The 17936-nt window shown below is 63.6% G+C and carries 15 protein-coding genes and 2 pseudogenes; 14 read left to right on the plus strand and 3 right to left on the minus strand.

The window, feature by feature from the left end; genetic code table 11:
- The first annotated feature begins 78 nt into the window (after positions 1–78).
- Positions 79–612, plus strand: coding sequence for a sigma-70 family RNA polymerase sigma factor (locus V7D81_RS06280; protein WP_324315285.1), 534 nt, complete (start codon positions 79–81; stop codon positions 610–612).
- The gene (locus V7D81_RS06285) at positions 599–1279 is read left to right on the plus strand and encodes a DUF3379 family protein (protein ID WP_324315286.1); all 681 of its coding nucleotides are present in this window, start codon (positions 599–601) and stop codon (positions 1277–1279) included. Before V7D81_RS06280 ends, V7D81_RS06285 begins: the two co-directional genes overlap by 14 nt.
- A gap of 46 nt (positions 1280–1325) precedes the next feature.
- Here the strand turns inward: V7D81_RS06285 and bufB are convergent, their stop codons facing one another.
- Positions 1326–2198, minus strand: a complete 873-nt coding sequence (gene bufB, locus V7D81_RS06290) for an MNIO family bufferin maturase (RefSeq protein WP_324315287.1) — start codon at positions 2196–2198, stop codon at positions 1326–1328.
- An 88-nt stretch (positions 2199–2286) separates the two neighbouring features.
- Complete coding sequence (gene bufA2 / locus V7D81_RS06295) at positions 2287–2559, minus strand: BufA2 family periplasmic bufferin-type metallophore (RefSeq protein WP_324315288.1); 273 nt, start codon at positions 2557–2559, stop codon at positions 2287–2289.
- Between the two features lie 186 nt (positions 2560–2745).
- Here bufA2 and V7D81_RS06300 point away from each other — a divergent pair, with 186 nt between their 5' ends.
- Complete coding sequence (locus tag V7D81_RS06300; protein WP_324315289.1) at positions 2746–3201, plus strand: DoxX family protein; 456 nt, start codon at positions 2746–2748, stop codon at positions 3199–3201.
- 14 nt (positions 3202–3215) lie between these two features.
- Here V7D81_RS06300 and V7D81_RS06305 read toward each other — a convergent pair whose 3' ends face one another.
- A complete protein-coding gene (locus V7D81_RS06305; RefSeq protein WP_324315290.1) occupies positions 3216–3797 on the minus strand; it encodes a Uma2 family endonuclease in 582 nt (193 codons plus the stop codon).
- Positions 3798–4045: 248 nt separating this feature from the next.
- Between V7D81_RS06305 and glpK the strand changes: the two genes are divergently transcribed.
- From glpK to V7D81_RS06355, 11 genes and pseudogenes are all read left to right on the plus strand, one after another.
- A complete protein-coding gene (gene glpK / locus V7D81_RS06310) occupies positions 4046–5533 on the plus strand; it encodes a glycerol kinase GlpK (RefSeq protein WP_324315291.1) in 1488 nt (495 codons plus the stop codon).
- Positions 5534–5617: 84 nt separating this feature from the next.
- The gene (locus V7D81_RS06315; RefSeq protein WP_324315292.1) at positions 5618–6304 is read left to right on the plus strand and encodes a riboflavin synthase subunit alpha; all 687 of its coding nucleotides are present in this window, start codon (positions 5618–5620) and stop codon (positions 6302–6304) included.
- Positions 6305–6382: 78 nt separating this feature from the next.
- Positions 6383–7045: an HAD family hydrolase gene (locus V7D81_RS06320; protein ID WP_324315293.1), complete on the plus strand. Its 663-nt coding sequence runs from the start codon at positions 6383–6385 to the stop codon at positions 7043–7045.
- Positions 7046–7897: 852 nt separating this feature from the next.
- Positions 7898–7999, plus strand: a pseudogene (locus V7D81_RS23185) (SEC-C metal-binding domain-containing protein); the annotation flags it as partial.
- 13 nt (positions 8000–8012) lie between these two features.
- Positions 8013–8975: a helix-turn-helix transcriptional regulator gene (locus tag V7D81_RS06330; protein WP_324315295.1), complete on the plus strand. Its 963-nt coding sequence runs from the start codon at positions 8013–8015 to the stop codon at positions 8973–8975.
- A 366-nt stretch (positions 8976–9341) separates the two neighbouring features.
- Positions 9342–10100, plus strand: a pseudogene (locus V7D81_RS23190) (DNA recombination protein RmuC); the annotation flags it as partial.
- A 130-nt stretch (positions 10101–10230) separates the two neighbouring features.
- Positions 10231–10674, plus strand: a complete 444-nt coding sequence (locus V7D81_RS23195) for a DNA recombination protein RmuC (RefSeq protein WP_349257616.1) — start codon at positions 10231–10233, stop codon at positions 10672–10674.
- Positions 10675–11067: 393 nt separating this feature from the next.
- The gene (gene cas7g / locus V7D81_RS06340) at positions 11068–12327 is read left to right on the plus strand and encodes a type I-G CRISPR-associated RAMP protein Csb1/Cas7g (RefSeq protein WP_324315297.1); all 1260 of its coding nucleotides are present in this window, start codon (positions 11068–11070) and stop codon (positions 12325–12327) included.
- Positions 12327–13997, plus strand: a complete 1671-nt coding sequence (gene csb2, locus V7D81_RS06345) for a type I-G CRISPR-associated protein Csb2 (protein WP_324315298.1) — start codon at positions 12327–12329, stop codon at positions 13995–13997. Before cas7g ends, csb2 begins: the two co-directional genes overlap by 1 nt.
- Complete coding sequence (gene cas3g, locus V7D81_RS06350) at positions 13994–16990, plus strand: type I-G CRISPR-associated helicase/endonuclease Cas3g (protein WP_324315299.1); 2997 nt, start codon at positions 13994–13996, stop codon at positions 16988–16990. Before csb2 ends, cas3g begins: the two co-directional genes overlap by 4 nt.
- Entirely contained in the window at positions 16987–17898 is a 912-nt protein-coding gene (locus V7D81_RS06355) for a type I-G CRISPR-associated protein, Cas3-extension family (protein WP_324315300.1), read from the plus strand. Before cas3g ends, V7D81_RS06355 begins: the two co-directional genes overlap by 4 nt.
- Positions 17899–17936 lie beyond the last annotated feature (38 nt).

The following is a 17936-nucleotide window of genomic DNA, read 5'->3' on the forward strand; positions in this document are numbered from 1 at the left end:
GCCTGACCTACAGGAAGACGGGGCGCTCTCCAGTACACTGCGGCTGCAATGTCCGCTCCCTCCGACCGGTCTGTCGATATGGAACCCGCCGCTGCGGACGACCGCCAGCGCTTCGAGGCGCTGTGCGTACCGTACAAGGCGGATCTGTATCGGTTCGTGTTCTGGTTGTGTCGCAACCGGACGCTGACCGACGACGTGGTGCAGGAAACCTGGCTGCGGGCGTGGCGCTCCATCGGCTCGCTGAGCGATGCCGGCGCCGCGCGTCCGTGGCTGCTGACCATTGCGAGACGCGAGCTGGCACGCATGTTCGAGCGTAAACGCCTGGAGACCGTCGATCTGGAAACCGCGCTCGCCTCGGGCGACGCGGCCTTCATCGCGGGCGATGACGGCGAAGTCGACGAGATGCGAACGGCGATCGCGCAGCTCGAGGCCGGCTATCGGGAACCGCTGGTGCTGCAGGTGCTGTTCGGCTATTCCACGGAAGAAATCGCCAGGCACATGGAGCTGAGCGTGCCGGCCGTGCTGACGCGGTTGTATCGGGCCCGGCACGTGCTGCGCAGGAAAATGCTGGGCGAACCGGTGGACGAGAAAGATGTCGATGACCTGTCTTGAATTCCGCCGGGCCGTGGGTGCCGAACCGCACTCGCAGGCGCCGGAAATACTGCAGCACGCTGCGCAGTGCGTCGCGTGCGCGCGCTATCGCCAGCAGATGCAGCAGATGGACTCCGTCATCCAGCGGGCACTGGCGATCGACGTCGATGTACCGGCGTCCCGGACTGCAGCGTCCGCTCCGCGCCGCCGCATCATGCAATGGAGCCTTGCCGCCAGCGTGATGCTCGCCGTGGCACTCGGCGTCTTCTGGCTCGGTTTCCCGCGCGACACGCTCGCGCAGGAAGTGGTGCAGCACGTGATGCATGAGGCGGACTCGCTGCAGCCCGATCGCGTCGTCATCGGCGAGGCCGAACTGGCCGCGGTACTGGCCGAATCGGATCTGCAGCTCAGACCCGGCATGGCCGATGTCACCTATGCGACGACCTGTCCCTTCCGCAATCATCACGTCGCGCATCTCGTCGTGAAGACTGCCGCGGGGCCGGTGACCGTGTTGCTGCTGACGTACGAAGAGAGCGTGAAGAAGTCGCGATACTTCAACGAAGGCGGATTCGAAGGCGTCGTGATGCCCGCACCGCGCGGCTCGCTGGTCGTGCTCGGCAAGGATGCGCCGCTCGATGAAGTGGCGCAGAAGGTGTTCGCGGCGGTGGATTATCGAGTCGGCTGGTGAGGCATCGCTCTGCCTGTGGGGCCGGCTTTGGCCGGCCTGGGAAGGGTCAGGCTGAAGCCTGACCTACAAGAAGATCGCCGCCGGCAATCGCCCGCGCCCGCTCCAGTTCCGCGACCAGCTCCGCCAGCGGCGGAATGTTGCCGTCGCGTTCGATCATGGTGGAGACGCCCGGAAAGCGTCGCACCGCCGCACGATAGAGGTCCCACACCGGCTCCGGCACCGGCTGATCGTGCGTATCGATCAGAAGCTCGCCCGCAGAGCCGTCCGCCCTGCGCTGATGCTGATGACCGGCCAGATGCATCTGGCGCACGCGATCGACCGGAATGCCGGCAAGGAAGGCGTGCGGATCGAAACCGTGATTCACGCTGCTGACGTAGATGTTGTTCACGTCGAGCAGCAGCTCGCAGTCGGCTTCCACGACGAGCGCCGCGAGGAATTCCCATTCCTGCATCGTCGACTGCGCATACGTCACGTAGCTCGAAACGTTCTCCAGCAGGATGCGACCGCCGAGAAAATCCTGCACCTGCTGTACGCGGCGCGCGACGTGTCGCAGGGCTTCTTCGGTATGGGGCAGCGGCATCAGATCGTGCAGATTCGTGCCGCCGACGCCGGTCCAGCACAGATGATCGGAAATCCACGCCGGCTCGATCCGTTGCGCCAGCGCTTTCAGGTCCCGCAAGTACGGCAGATCCAGCGGATCGGTGCTGCCGATCGACAGCGATACGCCATGCATGACGAGCGGATAGCGTGCGCGAATCCGGTCGAGATAGTGCAGCGGTCGTCCGCCGGGAATCAGGTAGTTCTCGCTGAGGATTTCGAACCAGTCGACCGCAGGCCGACCCTGCAGGGCGTCGTCGTAGTGTTCTGGCCGCAGGCCCAGGCCGAAGCCGAGCGAAGGCGTGGTGGAAGAAGGCAGCATGTCAGCGTGACGTTCCCATGTAGGTCAGGCTTGAGCCTGACTCCGGAAGAGGCCGGCTAAAGCCGGCCCCACAACTCCCGTACCCGCGTCACGACTTCTTCTTCTCCGCTTCCACTTTCGCCTTCGCGGCATCGCACTCGGCCTTGCTGAGCGTCAGATAGCCGTGACCCTTGCAGCTGTTCTGACCCTGGCAGGAGTTCTGTGCCGTCGCACAGGCCGATGTGCCCTTGCACGCGTTGACGCCTTCGCACTTCACCTTGGCTTCATCGGCGGCGCTCGCCGGCACGGCCGTCAACGTGCCGAACAGCATGGCGGCGGCAGTGGCGATGGCGGCACCGGAGATTTTGGTCGAGGTTTTCATGGGGAATTCCTTTAAGTGAATTGACGATGACCCGAACGGAAGCGGCGCAATCGGCCGTCCTCGCGCATCAGACCGGCCCTCAGGCTCATTCATTACAAGATGAGCAATCGATGCATCGTGCTCGAGTCACTGCAATAAATATCGCAGGCCGCCGGTCTGTAGCGCAAACATCGCAGGAGAGCATGAATGGGCGCCACCGGCTGGATTCGCAAGATCAATGACTGGACGATGCCGCTGTCGGCACTGGCCGCGCCGCTGGCGCTGCTGACCCGTTGCTACGTCGGCTGGGTATTCCTGAAATCGGGGTGGCTGAAGCTGTCGGACTGGGACAGCACGCTGTTCCTGTTCCGCGAGGAATACCGCGTGCCATGGCTGTCGCCGGCTGTCGCCGCCGTTGCGGGAACAACGGGCGAACTGCTGTTCGGCACGCTGGTGATCCTCGGGCTGTGCGGGCGGCTGAGTGCGCTGGGCCTGCAGGCCGTCAATGTGCTGGCCGTCGTCTCCTATGCTCATGTGCTGCTGCAGGAAGGGTTCGAAGCCGCCATCGCGCAGCACTACCTGTGGGGCTTCATGCTCCTGGTGCTGATCGTGTACGGACCGGGCAAGGGGTCGCTGGACGGATGGATCGAGCGACGGGGATGAATCGCCCGCGTCGGCTACTCGACCAGTTCGAACAGGCGGGGCACTTCGATGCGGAAGGTGTCGACGGTCAGCGGCTCGTGAATCCGCGCGGCATCGATGACGGCGACGTCATCGTATCGACCCTCGCGCGGCTGGCGACAGCGCGTCATCTGCTTCGCGTTCAGATCGACGAGCCAGAATTCCGCGACGCCGTACTTCGCATACAGCGGCAGTTTGATCTGGCGGTCATAGCGCAGGGTGGAATCGGCGACTTCGATTGCCAGCAGCACATCCGCGCCGGCGGGCAGCGCCTTGACGTAGAAGTCATCGCGCCTGCGCAGGATCTGCAGGTCGGGCTGCGGTTCGTTCATGCGGTTGAGTCGCAGCGGCGACTGCACGGAAATCAGCGCAGCCTTGCCGACGGCGGCCGTCAGCGCGTGGGTGAGATAGGTAACGATGGCCGAATGTCTGCTCCCTGGCGGCGTCATGTCGATGATCTCTCCATTGATCAATTCCGTTCGCGCATCCGGCGCGAGCAGGCCCATTTCGCCCATGCGGTGATAGTCCTCGACCGTGAGCCGATGCCGGGGCAGCCAGTCTTCCGTCGTTGCGCTCATGTTCGTGCGGTCCGGTGGCGATGTTCCTGCAGGGCAGTTCAGGTCCAATGGCACTCTGCCTGTGGGGCCGGCTTTAGCCGGCCTGAGAACGGTCAGGCTGGGAGAGTGTGCCATCGAGTCTAAGTCCGGTCCCCGGTTGCAGTGAAGCGGATATCTGCAGAACTCACAAAGAAACGGCGTTATGGAAGCAGCCCGGCCCGGCGCGTTACGCTCCCGGCGGGCACTTCACACGCGACGATCCGCCACCCATGAAAAAATTCGTCGGCGCCATCGACCAGGGAACCACCAGCACCCGCTTCATCGTCTTCGACGAAGCCGGTCGCATCGTGGCCAGCGCACAGCAGGAACACGCACAGATCTATCCGCAGCCGGGCTGGGTCGAACACTCGCCGCAGGAGATCCTGCGTAACACCGACAACGTCATTGCCGAAGCGCTGGTGAGCGGCAAGCTCACGGCGCGCGACATCGCCTGCGTCGGCATCACCAACCAGCGCGAGACCACCGTGCTCTGGGATCGCGCCAGCGGCGAGCCGCTGCACAACGCGCTGGTGTGGCAGGACACGCGCGTCGATCCGCTCGTCCAGTATTTCTCCGCGCAGGGCGGCAAGGATCGTTTCCGTGCGCGCACCGGCCTGCCGCTCGCGAGTTATTTCAGCGGTCTCAAGCTGCGCTGGCTGCTCGACAACGTGCCGGGCGCGCGCACGAAGGCGGAGGCGGGCGACCTTTGCTTCGGCACCATCGACGCGTGGCTCATGCAGCACCTGACGCACGGCACCCACATCACCGACGTCACCAATGCGAGCCGCACGCAGCTCATGAATCTCGAATCGCTGCAGTGGGACGACGAACTGCTGCAGACCTTTCGCATCCCGGCGAGCGTGCTACCGCGCATCGCGTCTTCGAGCGAGGTGTATGGCGAGATCGCCCACGGCCCGCTGAAAGGCGTGCCCATCGCCGGCATTCTCGGCGATCAGCAGGCCGCGCTGGTGGGACAGACCTGCTTCGCGCCGGGAGAGGCGAAGAACACCTACGGCACGGGTTGCTTCCTGCTCATGAATACGGGCAATCGTCCGGTCGTGTCGGCGGCGGGACTCGTGACGACGGTGGCCTATCAGTTCGGTACGGCGCCCGCGTGCTACGCGCTCGAAGGCTCGATCGCGATTTCCGGCGCGCTGGTGCAATGGCTGCGCGACAACCTGGGGCTCATCCGCAGCAGCAACGAAATCGAAGCGCTGGCCGCGAGCGTCGCCGACAACGGCGACGTCTACGTCGTGCCGGCGTTCTCCGGCCTGTACGCGCCGCACTGGAAGGAACACGCACGTGGAGTGATCACGGGCCTCACGCGCTATGCGACCAAGGCCCACATCGCGCGTGCCGCGCTCGAAGCCACGGCGTATCAGACGCGCGAAGTGCTCGCGGCGATGGAACAGGATTCGCGCATTCGCCTGAGCGAACTGCGCGTCGACGGCGGCATGGTGGTCAACGAACTGTTGATGCAGTTCCAGGCCGACATCCTCGACGTCGCCGTCGTGCGCCCGCGCGTGACCGAAACGACGGCACTGGGCGCGGCATACGCGGCGGGACTCGCCACCGGATTCTGGAAGGACTCGGATCACCTCAAGCGCAACTGGGGCGTCGATCGCACCTGGAAACCGGCGATGCCGAAGGAACGGCGCGGCCAGCTCTATGCCTCGTGGCAGAAGGCGGTGGCGAGGTCGCTCAACTGGATCGACTAGGACGCGGGTAGCGGGGCTTGGGGCCCGGGTAGGAACATGATTCAATCCCGCCCACGCCCCACCTCCATCCCGCGCCCCACTTCCATGTTCACCGGCATCGTCAAAGGTCTCGGCCGCATCGCGAGCATTCAGCGCCGCAGCGGCCTCGTCACGTTCGACATCGAGCTGCCGGGCGGCGTCGAATCGGAACTCGAGATCGGCGCGAGCGTCGCCGTCGATGGCGTGTGCCTCACCGTGACGTCGACCGCCGGCCGTCATGCGACGTTCGATGTGATGCAGGAGACGCTCACGCGCACGACACTGGGTGACGTGCGGCCAGGCACTGCCGTGAACATCGAACGCGCCGCGAAAGACGGCGCAGAGATCGGCGGACATCCGCTGTCCGGCCACATCGACTGCGTCGTGAAGGTCGCGGACGTGCAGAAGCCCGACAACAATCACGTCCTCACGCTCGAAGTCCCGCCTCCGTGGATCCGCTATGTCTTCGCCAAGGGCTACATCGCGCTGAACGGCGCGAGCCTCACGGTCGCGAGCGTCGACAAACGCGCGTCGACTTTCAGCGTCTGGCTGATTCCCGAGACGCTGCGCATGACGACCTTCGGCGACAAAGCCGTCGGCGCACGCATCAACATGGAAATCGAGCGCGGCACGCAGGTGACGGTCGACACGATCCGCGACTTCCTCGAAGAACGGCTCGGTCCGTTGCTGCCGCAGTTCGAATCGCTGGCCGAACAGCTCGCCGACGGCAGTCGTACGAACCGATTGAAATAATCCCTTCTCCTTCTTCCCCTCCTCCGCGAAGCGGGGGAGGGCAGGGTAGGGGTCTTCTTCTCCGCACATCACGAACCCATGAAATTCCACGCCGCCCTCTTCGACTTCGACGGCACGCTCACCCCCTCGCTGCCGCTATGGGTGAGTGCCTACCAGCTGGCGCTGGGCTCCTTCGGCATCGAAGCCAGCGACGAAGAAGTGCTGGGCAGCTGCTTCTTTCGCGACTACGCCGACGTTGCCGCCCACTACGGCCGGTTCGACGCTGCCCAGCTGGAAGTGCAGGTCGACGCCGGATTGCGCACCGCCTTCCTGCGCGCGGAGCTGTTTCCGCTGGCAAGGCCCGTGGTCGAACACTGTCGCGATCACGGCCTGCGCACGGCGCTCGTCACCTCGTCGCCGCGCAATCTCGTGATCGGCGTGCTCGAACGCCTCGGTATCCTGGAGCTGTTCGACTTCGTCACCTGCGGCGGCGACATCGCCAACTACAAGCCGCATCCCGAACCGGTCACCCGCGCGCTCGCCGCGCTCGAATGCGAACCCGCCCGCGCGATGATGATCGGCGACTCGCACGTGGACATTCTTGCGGGCAAGGCGGCGGGTACGCGCACGGCGCTGTTTCTGCCGGACGATCATCATCGATTTCACGACACCGGACGACTGCGCGCCACCGGTCCCGACCACATCTTCGCCGATCACGGCGAACTGCCCGCGCTGCTGCAACTGCCAGGAATTTCCCGTTAGCCCATGATCATTTCCACGCCTGGATCCGATGAGCTTCCCCGCTACGAATCGTCCGAACTCGCGGTGCTCAGCGAACAGCAACTGATCGAACTGATGATCCGCGACGAAGACCGCGTGCCCCGCAACGTCATCGACGAATGCGTGCGCCGCGGCGACGCCATGCTGGAAAAGCTGCAGCTCGTCGTCGGTCCCGATGCTGAATGGAAATTCGCCGAGCACGCCATCGCCGGCCGGTGGTGGCTGGTGTTGCATGCGGCCTTCATCCTCGGCCTGATGGAAGACGATGCAGCAGGGCGATTGCTGCTTGCCCTCATGCGTCGGCTCGCCGGCGATGAAGACCCGGATCTGGAAGACTGGCTGGAGGGTGCCTGGCCGGATCTGTTCGGCAACAAGTCAGACGCGGTTCTTCACGACGTCGAAGTGTTCGCGTTCAGCGCGGGCGCGATGCCCTACATGCGCCCCCATGCGGTCGACCTGGTTCTCGCTGCCAGCGAGTGTCGCGGCCCGGGGGCACTCGACGACGCGCTGGGGAAAGTGGCTGCGTGGGTCGGCGACGAATCGCATGATCTGCAGGATCGTCTGCTCACCGCTGCCGTTCTGCTCAACTTCCCGCGCGCAGCGCATCGGGCGTTGCTGAACGATCTCGCGGATACGCCCGATGGCGCGCTGGTCTTTACGCGCGAAGAGGTGGATGAAGTCTACGAAGCCGCTGAGGACGCGCCGCGATGGCTCGGTATCGACGACGCATGGAGCTTCTACGATCCTGCAGAAATCGCCGCCCGACGGCAGCGATGGAGGGACGAGGCCAGCTTTCGCAAGGACTACCACGACGCGGAATACGAGCTCGTTACCTACGTGCGCGAGTCGCCCAAAGTGGGCCGCAACGATCCGTGCCCTTGCGGCAGCGGCAGGAAGTACAAGAAGTGCTGCCTGGAAAAGGAGTCCAGGGATTGAAAGGAGAGATCCCATGGACAAGTTCGACCGCATCTTCCAGCTCCACACCATCCTCAGCGGTCGCCGCACGCCGATTCCGCTGGAAGACCTGACCGCACGCCTCGAATGTTCCAGGCCGACGCTCCATCGCATCATCGCCATGATGCGCACGTATCTGAATGCGCCGATCCAGTCGACCATGGAAGGCTATCGCTACGGACCGGCGCGCGAGGGCGAGCCCTACGAACTGCCCGGACTCTGGTTCACGGCCACCGAACTGCAGGCGCTGGCCGTCGTGCATCGAATGCTTGCCGATCTCGGCAGCGGCCTGCTCGAAGAACACATCGCGCCGCTGGCCCGGCGCCTGGATCATCTCGCACGCCATCAGCGGCTCAATCTCGGCGAAGCCGCGAGTCGCCTGCGATTTCCGGCCGTGGCGTCGCGGCTCGTTGGCGCTTCATTCCAGATTGCCGCGTCGGCAACGCTGCAGCGTCGCAAGCTCTGGATGGAGTATCACGCCCGCGGCACCGACGAGCGCACGGAACGCGTCGTGTCGCCGCAGCGCATCACCCACTATCGCGAAAGCTGGTATCTCGATGCCTGGGACGAAGGCCGCGATGCGTTGCGCAGCTTCTCGATCGATCGCATCCGGCGTCCGACGGTTCTGGAAGCGCCGGCCATGGATGTCGCGGCCGAAGAACTCGATGCGCACTACGCCAGCGCCTACGGCATCTTCGGCGGTAAAGCCGACAAACTCGCCGTGTTGCACTTCTCGAAGGACCGCGCCCGCTGGGTGGCCGACGAAAAGTGGCATCCGTACCAGGAGGGTGCCTGGCTCGAAGATGGCCGCTACGAACTGCGGATTCCGTATCACGACGATCGCGAACTCGTGATGGATATTCTGCGGCACGTGCCGGAAGTCGAAGTCGTCGAACCCGAATCGTTGCGGTCGCAAGTGATTCAGCGATTGCAGCAAGCACTCGACCGCTATCGATAGCTTTCTTCCCCTCCTCCGCGAAGCGGGGGAGGGCAGGGAGGGGGCTCTCCGGCGCAGCGACGACGCCCATATCCATTGCGCGAAGACATAACCCCCGTACCCCCATCAAAAAATCCCATCGCCCTCCGCCGACTCTCACGAAATGAGACTCGCGCCGCGTTCAATGCCCCCCATCGCAGGCTATTGAACGGATCGCACGGAGGATCCATGACGGAAATCATCCTGATCGCAGCCACGGCCGGCGCATTGGCCGCCGCCATCACCTGGCTCATGCGCGGCGTGCAGTTCGCAGCAGCGCGCGCCACGGCCGACGCTCGACTCGCCGCTGTCCAGCACCAACTGCTTGAGCGCACCACTGAACTTCAGATGCTGAAAAGCGCGCATACGCGCCTTCTCGACCAGCATCGCGAGGAATCCGCGAGCCGCGCAGCAGCAGAGGAGAAATCAGCGCGCCTGCCGGACCTCGAATCGAAACTCGAACAGCGCGATCAACTGCTGCGACAGCAGGAAGCCGGCATCGCGGTGCTCGACACGCGCCTGATCGAACAGTCGAAGGCACTCCAGGAACAGAAGGCGCTGCTGCAGCAGGCACAGGCCGCGCTGGGCGATTCCTTCAAGGCGCTCTCCTCCGACGCGCTACACAACAACAACCAGGCTTTCCTGCAACTCGCCAAGGCGACGCTCGAAAAATTCCAGGAGAGCGCACGCGGCGATCTCGAAGCACGTCACAAGGCCGTCGACGATCTGGTCCGCCCGTTGAAGGAATCGCTCGCCAAAGTCGACGTCAAGCTCGGCGACATCGAGACTGCGCGCGTCTCGTCCTACTCGGCCCTCAACGAGCAATTGAAAGGCCTCGTCGAAACGCACCTGCCCGTGCTGCGCAACGAGACCGCGAACCTCGTCAAAGCCTTGCGGCAACCGACCGTGCGCGGTCGCTGGGGCGAACTGCAGTTGAAGCGCGTCGTCGAAATGGCCGGCATGCTCGATCACTGCGATTTCCTGGAGCAGGAGAACCGCACGACCGAGGAGGGCAAGCTGCGCCCCGACCTCGTCATCAAGCTGCCCGGCGAGCGGAATATCATCGTCGACGCCAAGGCGTCGATCTCCGCGTACCTCGAAGCGATCGAATCCACCGACGAAGCCACGCAGCGCGTGCGTCTCGCCCATCACGCGCGCCAGGTGCGCAACCACGTCACGGCGCTCGGCAAGAAGTCTTACTGGGAGCAGTTCACTGCCGACGCCGGAATTCGTCGTCATGTTCCTGCCCGGCGAAGTGTTCTTCAGCGCCGCGCTGCAGGAAGACCCGTCGCTCATCGAATTCGGCGTGAACGAGAAAGTCATCGTCGCAACGCCGACTACGCTCATCGCCCTGCTGCGCGCCGTCGCGTACGGCTGGCGGCAGGAAGCACTCGCGCAGAATGCGAAGGACATCGCGTTGCTGGGCAAGGATCTCTACGACCGCGTCGCCAAGCTGGGCGAGCACTGGACCAAACTCGGCCAGCGCCTCGGCAGAACCGTCGATGCCTACAACGCCGCCACTGCGACGCTCGAATCCCGCGTACTGGTTTCGGCGCGCGGCTTCGATCAACTGCAGGTCAGCGGACAGCCGAAACCGATCGTCGAACAGAAGCAGATCGAGAAGGTGCCGCGGTTACTGCAGGCGGAGGAGTTTGTGGGGATGGTGGAGGATGAGGCATGAATGGTTCTGATAAAAATTTGGTGAAACGGCTTGTTTCACAAATGTCAGACTCGTGGGGCAACCCCCCCTTATGACCGAAAATCGACCTGTCGAGCGTTGACGAGATTGAAACGGAGCCGGCGTCAGATGAGGCAGCGATGAACGAATGGAGTGGAGCAGCGACACTGCGAGGGCCTAATCTTCGCCTTCCTCCTCTCAGTGAAGCGGGGAGGGTAGGCGGGGATTAGAGGGGCCAAGAACGAAAATGATCCCGGCATTCCCGAACGCCTCGTGCACGTTCCTGAACCGCAAGCCATCGCGATTTACGGGCGGGTGAGGGCGAACCCGAGACGACGACAGAAGAACACCCTGTACTCGAAGCAAACAGACAGAGATATGGAAGAGGAGAAACCAATGCATCTGAACCTTGAAGAGCTGAGAAAACTCGTAGCCGGCGACGCAGTGGCCATTCGTGGTGTGGCAACGTTGGAGCCAGCCGGCGGGCCGGGGGACAAGATCTTTCCACCGACACATGCGGTAGATGACAAAAACAAAAAGCCCGGTGCGAAGTATGCGTTCGAGACCCGTCGCATCAATAGGCAGGACACGACATGCGTGCTTATCGACTCGGTGCAGAGCCAAGCGAACCGGATGGAGGACGCGTTGCAGGCGCTGTGGGACGAAAAGAAGATCGCGCTGCCCGTCGTCAGCGTCGACTTTAAGAACGTCGCGCCTGAAGTGGGCCGTGTCACCTCGCTCACCGCGCCGCACCGCATCGCGGACGCCCTGCTGCGCGACAGTCTGCTCGGCAATGTGCTCTTCCGCCTCTCAGATATGGGCAAGAGTTTGACCGACACGAGCCCCAAGGATGCGACCGCGCTGTTCAAGGTCTGCCCAACCGGGCTTGTGTTCGGCCTGTGGGACAGCACCGGTCCGAAGGGTGGTCTCGGTGCCAAGTTCCAGCGTGCGCTGGTGTCGGAGATCGTCGGCATCAACGCGGTGCTCGGCAGCAAGACCGAAAGCCGGATCGATCCGATGAACATTCTCAAGAAGGCAGCTGACATCTACGAGGCAGAGGGCGACGAGCGATGGACCATCGGCATCGAGAGCGACCAAGGCACTATCACTGCCGCCGATGGCTTACCTGCGCTCAGGAATCCAGAAAAACCAGCAAGGTTCGGTAAGGAAGGCAAGCCCTCAGAGGTCAATCACGGCAACGTCACGCCGAGCATCGACTCGATAGGTGGTGGCGTGACCATCGACGAGGCGAAGCACACAGTCGTGCTATCCCTGGCGGCATTGCGTCGGCTCGGCTTCGCGAGCGGCGCGAACGAGGCGCGGACGGTGCTGGTCGCTCTTGGCCTCCTCGCGGTGCTCGCTGCAGAGGATCGCGGGCATGATCTCCGTTCGCGTTGCCTGCTGGTGCCGAAACCGGGTTGCGCGCTGAAGCTGGAGGCGGTCGGCCGCGATGGCAACACGACGAACCTAGAGCTAAGCCTTGCCGGAGCCATCGCCCTCTACAACGACGCAGTTGGGAAGCTGCCCGATGGCGTCAAGTTTGAAACGGATGCGGGCGTGCTGCTGGCAGAACTCACGCCGTCGCCGAAGCTTGCCGATCTCGTCACGAGAAGCCGCGCGCTGGCGGCGGCGGAAACAGACGCCATGGAGTCGTAATGCTTGCCATCGAGGTCGAGCTGCTGACCGGTCGCTACGCGGCAACCGCGCACAATGATCGCGGACGCGCAGAGTGGCCGCCGCATCCTGCGCGCTTCTTCTCGGCGCTAGTCGCTGCGCTCCACGATAACGATGACGTGGATCTAGCCGAGCGGGAGGCGCTCCTGTGGCTCGAACAGCAGAGCGCACCGTCGCTGCGGGCCGATCCAGAATCGAAGGTCGGCAGGCGTCAGGTGCAGGACGTGTATGTGCCGGTCAATGACGTGACGCTCGGTGAAACCGCCGGCTTATCGTCAGAAGCGTGGGACGTTGAATTCGCCAATCAAAAGACGAAGGCGAGAAGCAAACTCGCGAACGCGGAGGCTAGGTTCCAAGAAGAATCCCTCAAAAATGCCGAGAGCGATGCAAGCAAGAAGGCGTTGAAGGCGATTGAAAAGGCGAAACGTGCCGTCGCCAACGATGGCTTTTCAGATGCGGATTTGGAAACTTCGGTTTCACTCATACCCGAGCGGCGAACGCGCCAAGTGCGAACGTTTCCCGTCGTGTTGCCCGAGACGCCCACGTTCGTATTCCTTTGGCCGGAGGCTGCCCCATCGCCTCATCGCGCCGCACTGGAACGCCTCTGTGCGCGCGTGACGCGTCTGGGTCACTCATCGTCGCTGGTGCGCTGCACGCTCGTTGATGGCGATTTCACGCCGACGCTCGTTCCGAGTGACGAAGGAGATGTTGTCCTGCGCGCGATCGGCCCTGGTCAGCTCGACCGGCTCGACCGAGCCTTCGAGCACCATCGGGGCGTGCAGGGTCGTGTGCTGCCGGCGCGACCACAGCGTTATCGCCCGGTGTCCGAGGAGACAGCGGCAGTCCTGCACGCCGAAAGCGTGTTTTCGCCTGACTGGGTGATCTTCGAGCGCGTGGGCGGTTCGCGGCCGCTCGCTTCACGCACCACCGATCTTGCGCGTGCGTTGCGCGCTTCGCTGATCGAGATGCATGGCAGGCAGGACCTTCCGGCGACGATCTCGGGGCACGCAGAGAACGGCCCGACGCGAGCGCCGCACGTTGCGTTCGTGCCGCTGCCATTCGTAGGGCACGAGCATGCCGATGGTGCGCTCATGGGCTGTGCCCTCGTGCTGCCGCACGCGCTGTCAGCGTGCGACCGTGATGCATTGCTGCGTCTCGTCGCAAAGTGGGAGAAGGCGCGTGCAGATGATCGCGGCGACCTGACGCTGGCGGGCGGGACGCTGCCGCCGTTCCGTGTTCGGCGCGTAGACGTGTCGGCAAAGCTCGCTCTCGACCCGCAGCGGTGGTCCCAGCCAGCCATGCGCTTCATCACCGCCACGCCGATTGCGCTAGATAGGAACCCCGGAAACCTGCGCAGCAACCAGGGCGGCACCGCGCGCAAGGCCGCGCTGGAGGCGCAGCGGAGCATCAGTGACGCCTGCCAGAACGTCGTCGGCGTGCGCCCGGTATCTGTTGAAGTGTCTCTCGCGCCACTGCTCCCCGGCGCGCAGCATGTTCGGGACTTCCGTCCTTGGCCTGGGCAGCCCGGCCGTACGCCGCGCGTGCGTGTGCACGCCGACATCCGGTTCGACGCGCCCGTGCGCGGTCCGCTGCTGCTTGGTGCCGGTCGGTATTTCGGTCTCGGGCTGTGCCTGCCCGTGGAGGTCCAATGAGCCTCTCCACCTCCGATTTCGGCGCGTTCCACGCGGCCGTTCACGGTGACAAGCAGCCCTTCGCGTGGCAACAGCGTCTGCTCGAACGGATCGTTGCCGACAAGGTATGGCCACGCGTGCTCGACCTGCCAACAGGTGCAGGCAAGACGACGTGCATCGACATCGCGCTATTCGCGCTCGCACTCGATGCCGAAAAAAATGCAGCCGAGCGATGGTGCCCAAGGCGCATCGCGATGGTGGTGGATCGCCGCATCGTGGTGGATCAGGTCGCCGAGCGTGGACGTACCATCCTTCATGCGCTGCTGACGAATGCCGTGCCCGTCGTGGTCGAAGTCGCCAATCGACTGCGTTCACTGACACGCATGGGTGAAGAACCGCTTGGTGTGTTCACCCTGCGTGGCGGAATGCCCAAGGACGACGGATGGGCACGCACACCCGATCAGCCGCTTGTCATCGCCTCGACTGTCGATCAGGTTGGTTCTCGCATGTTGATGCAGGGTTACGGCGTGAGCCAGGGGATGAAGCCGGTGCATGCGGGTCTGCTCGCCAACGACACGCTGCTTCTGCTCGACGAGGTGCATCTGTCGGAGCCGTTCCGGCAGACGCTCGATCAGCTCACACGCTTGCGCACGCGGTTCTCGGGCAGCGGCGTGAAGACGCGCTTCGCCCACACATTCCTGTCGGCCACACCGGGTACGGACGACACGGAGCCATTCATGCTGTGCGATGACGAGAAGCAGCCGGATTCGCCGCTCGGACCGCGCCTGCACGTCAGGAAACCCGCGCGTCTGGTCGAGGTTGAGGATCGAACCGTGTTGGAGAAGGCGTGCGTGGATCATGCAAGGAACCTGTTGGAACGCCATCGAACTGTTGCTGTGGTCGTCAACCGCGTGGCGAGCGCAAGCGCAATCGCAGCGGAGCTTGGCGATACTCTGGGTGCTGATGCAACGGTCACGCTGCTAACCGGCCGGATGCGACCACTCGACCGCGACGACGTGTTTCGCGAGCTGCGGCCCGCTGTTCAGACTGGCCGCGAACGGAGTGAGGACAGCCCCAAGCGCGTCATCGTCGGCACGCAGTGCATCGAGGCTGGCGCGGACTTCGATTTCGATGCGCTGGTCACGGAGGTGGCGAGCCTCGATAGTCTGCGGCAGCGCTTTGGTCGAGTGGATCGGCTTGGAATGTACGGAAGCGCAGAAGGCGTCATCGTTCATGACAAGTCTGCCAAAGACGATCCTATCTACGGAAAAGCCATTGCGGAGACCGTCAGGTGGTTCAAGGAGCAAGAAAAAGAGCGCCCTAAGAAGTTGAAGGATGAACTGAGGAAGCTCAAAGACGCAGCCAAGAAGCTTCGAGGGGAAGCGAAGGTGCAGGCCGAAGTGCAGATCGCCAAGCGGGCTCAGGTTGATTTCGGCATCCTTGCGCTTGATGTCCCAACGGGCGACGAACTGAGAAAGCTGCTCGCTCCCAAGCCCAACGCGCCAACCCTGCTCCCTGCATACCTAGACCTTTGGGCGCAAACCTCGCCCGCGCCGAGCCAGCTTCCCGATGTGAGCCTCTGGCTGCACGGACCGAGCGCGGGGCCGGCGGATGTGCAGGTCGTCTGGCGTGCCGATCTCACGGAGGATGTGCTTCAAACAGATGATATCGAAGCGGCAACGGCGATCGTCGCGGCTGTACGCCCTTCAGGCCTCGAGGCCATGTCGCTGCCATTCGCCACGGTGCGGGCATGGCTCAGCAATCAGTCCGCGAGCGATTCGAGTGATGCCGAGAGTGCGATGCTCGACGATAATGAAGAGCCGGAAACCGGAGGGCGCCGCGCGCTCCGTTGGAGGGGCGACGAGAGCGAGATCGTCGATGCAAAGACCTTGAAGCCCGGCCACACGCTTGTTGTGCCTGCGGCTTATGGCGGCATCCGTAACGGCTGCTTCGATGCCGCCTCGACCGAGCCGGTCAGCGACCGCGCGGAACAGGCTGAACTGTTCGCTCGCGCGAGGCCGGTGCTGCGACTGCAGCCTGCCGTCATCGGGACGCTCGGACTTTCCCTTCCACTCGACGAGCCGGGTGAGGCTCGCGCGGCGCTCGGTCGCCTTGCTTCAAACGGTGACTGGCCAGCATGGAAGCGCCTTTGGGCGCAGAAGCTCGCCGTCGGGCGCAGATCGCTCGTGGTGCCAGGTACGCCTTCGTGGTCTGTTCTCTATGCCCGGCGCGTGCCTCTGGCGGAGCTTAGAGGCACGATTCGTCCCGATGAGACGCTCGAAGATGGTGTGGAGCTGACAACTGACGGCGACGACTCGTTCTACGCAGGCCGGGCTGTCTCACTCGCTGAGCACAGCATCGACGTGGAGTCGTTCGCGCGTGAGTTTGCAATGCGATGCGGGCTTGGCGTGTGGCTGGCCGAGCACATCGCGCTTGCTGCGTGGCTGCACGACATCGGCAAGGCCGACCCGCGGTTTCAGCTCATGCTTCGCGGCGGAAGCAAGATCGAGTTCTTCAAAGACGAAACGCTGCAGGCCAAATCGGCAATGCCGCCTGGTGCGCGTGAAGCACATCGGCTTGCGCAGCAAAGGAGCGGCTATCCACGGGGCGCACGTCATGAAGTGCAGTCACTCGCGATGTTGAGCAGTCGCATGGATGCGCTGAAGGCGGCATTGCAGAAGGTGGATCCGCAGCAAGCGCCCGATCTTGACCTAGTGCTTCATCTGGTCGCGAGCCACCACGGCTACTGCCGCCCCTTCGCGCCCGCTGTGACCGACGAAGTGCCGGTGGACATCTCGCTCGATAGCCACGCAAGCAAGACCTTCGGCACGCTCGACTTTGCCGCGATCCCGTCAGACAACAAGTTGCATCAGCTCGATTCCCCGCTCGCTGATCGCTTCTGGGCGCTCGTGGAAAAATACGGCTGGCAGGAACTGTGTTGGCTGGAGGCGATTCTTCGTCTCGCCGATCATCGTGCCAGCGAAGCAGAGCAGGGGAAGGAGGCATTGTCATGAGCCGCATCCAACTCGTGGGTGTTGACGGTTCCAATCCGCTCGGTTTCCTTGCAGCACTGGGGCTGCTTCGGATCGTTCCAGGTGCGAAGCTCGGCTTTCTTGACGATGGTTCGTTTCGAGCCTTCGTTGACGGATTCGACGGCAGTAAATCCGACCTCGTGAAAGGCATCGCGGAGGACGCCAAAGTTGCCGAGGCCGAGGGCGCGCCGTGGCGCTTCACCTACACGAAGGCCGCCACCAAAAAGCAAGGACCGCAGAAGGTCGCCGACCTCAAACCTCCGCCTGATGCATTCAAAACGTTCCTCGCGGACTGCATCGCGGCGTGGTCGAAGGGCAGCGACGAGGCAGCGGCCTACGCGGCGGCCTATGGCACGGATGTCGCTGTCGATGGCAAGGGCAACACCAAGCCCACCGCATTCCATTTCACAGCGGCGAATCAGACGTTCCTTGGTGCCGTGGAGGGCATTCGAGCTTCAGTGACTCAGGAGTGGATCGAGCAATCGCTGTTCGAGGGGCATGGGGAAAAGCCTGGTAGCAACCTTCGGTGGGATCCTGGTTCCGAGCGCAACTGGGCTTTGATGGCAAACAATCCGAACGACGACGGCACTCGCGTGGATGCCCCGCTTGAGTGGCTGGCGTTCCGTGGCCTACCGCTGCTGCCAAGTTTTCCGCGCGGCACGAAGATCATCACGACGGGTGTCGTCGGTCGCGGTGATGACATGGCCTTCACATGGCCGCTCTGGACGGTTCCGGCTTCTCGCCATATGGCGCGCTCGGTGCTTCAGGTCGACTGGACAGGGAGTGGAGAGGAGCGCATAGCTCGCGGCATCTTCGCGATCTGCAACTCTGCGATCCGACGAACGAGTCAGGGTTTTGGCAACTTTGGCCCCTCATCAGTGACGAGCTGATGCTGTAGTTGTTTCGAAGACAGTGAGTGAGCAACCCT

It is taken from the genome of Povalibacter sp., assembly GCF_036735925.1.
Classification (GTDB): domain Bacteria; phylum Pseudomonadota; class Gammaproteobacteria; order Steroidobacterales; family Steroidobacteraceae; genus Steroidobacter.

Excerpts from the sequence above, each read along its gene's own strand:
- bufB (WP_324315287.1), bottom strand. The coding sequence starts at position 2,198 with ATGCTGCCTTCTTCCACCACGCCTTCGCTCGGCTTCGGCCTGGGCCTG.
- glpK (WP_324315291.1), top strand. The coding sequence starts at position 4,046 with ATGAAAAAATTCGTCGGCGCCATCGACCAGGGAACCACCAGCACCCGC.
- bufA2 (WP_324315288.1), bottom strand. The coding sequence starts at position 2,559 with ATGAAAACCTCGACCAAAATCTCCGGTGCCGCCATCGCCACTGCCGCC.
- V7D81_RS06320 (WP_324315293.1), top strand. The coding sequence starts at position 6,383 with ATGAAATTCCACGCCGCCCTCTTCGACTTCGACGGCACGCTCACCCCC.
- V7D81_RS06330 (WP_324315295.1), top strand. The coding sequence starts at position 8,013 with ATGGACAAGTTCGACCGCATCTTCCAGCTCCACACCATCCTCAGCGGT.
- V7D81_RS06315 (WP_324315292.1), top strand. The coding sequence starts at position 5,618 with ATGTTCACCGGCATCGTCAAAGGTCTCGGCCGCATCGCGAGCATTCAG.
- V7D81_RS06300 (WP_324315289.1), top strand. The coding sequence starts at position 2,746 with ATGGGCGCCACCGGCTGGATTCGCAAGATCAATGACTGGACGATGCCG.
- cas7g (WP_324315297.1), top strand. The coding sequence starts at position 11,068 with ATGCATCTGAACCTTGAAGAGCTGAGAAAACTCGTAGCCGGCGACGCA.
- V7D81_RS23195 (WP_349257616.1), top strand. The coding sequence starts at position 10,231 with ATGTTCCTGCCCGGCGAAGTGTTCTTCAGCGCCGCGCTGCAGGAAGAC.
- V7D81_RS06305 (WP_324315290.1), bottom strand. The coding sequence starts at position 3,797 with ATGAGCGCAACGACGGAAGACTGGCTGCCCCGGCATCGGCTCACGGTC.
- V7D81_RS06280 (WP_324315285.1), top strand. The coding sequence starts at position 79 with ATGGAACCCGCCGCTGCGGACGACCGCCAGCGCTTCGAGGCGCTGTGC.
- V7D81_RS06355 (WP_324315300.1), top strand. The coding sequence starts at position 16,987 with ATGAGCCGCATCCAACTCGTGGGTGTTGACGGTTCCAATCCGCTCGGT.
- V7D81_RS06285 (WP_324315286.1), top strand. The coding sequence starts at position 599 with ATGACCTGTCTTGAATTCCGCCGGGCCGTGGGTGCCGAACCGCACTCG.
- csb2 (WP_324315298.1), top strand. The coding sequence starts at position 12,327 with ATGCTTGCCATCGAGGTCGAGCTGCTGACCGGTCGCTACGCGGCAACC.
- cas3g (WP_324315299.1), top strand. The coding sequence starts at position 13,994 with ATGAGCCTCTCCACCTCCGATTTCGGCGCGTTCCACGCGGCCGTTCAC.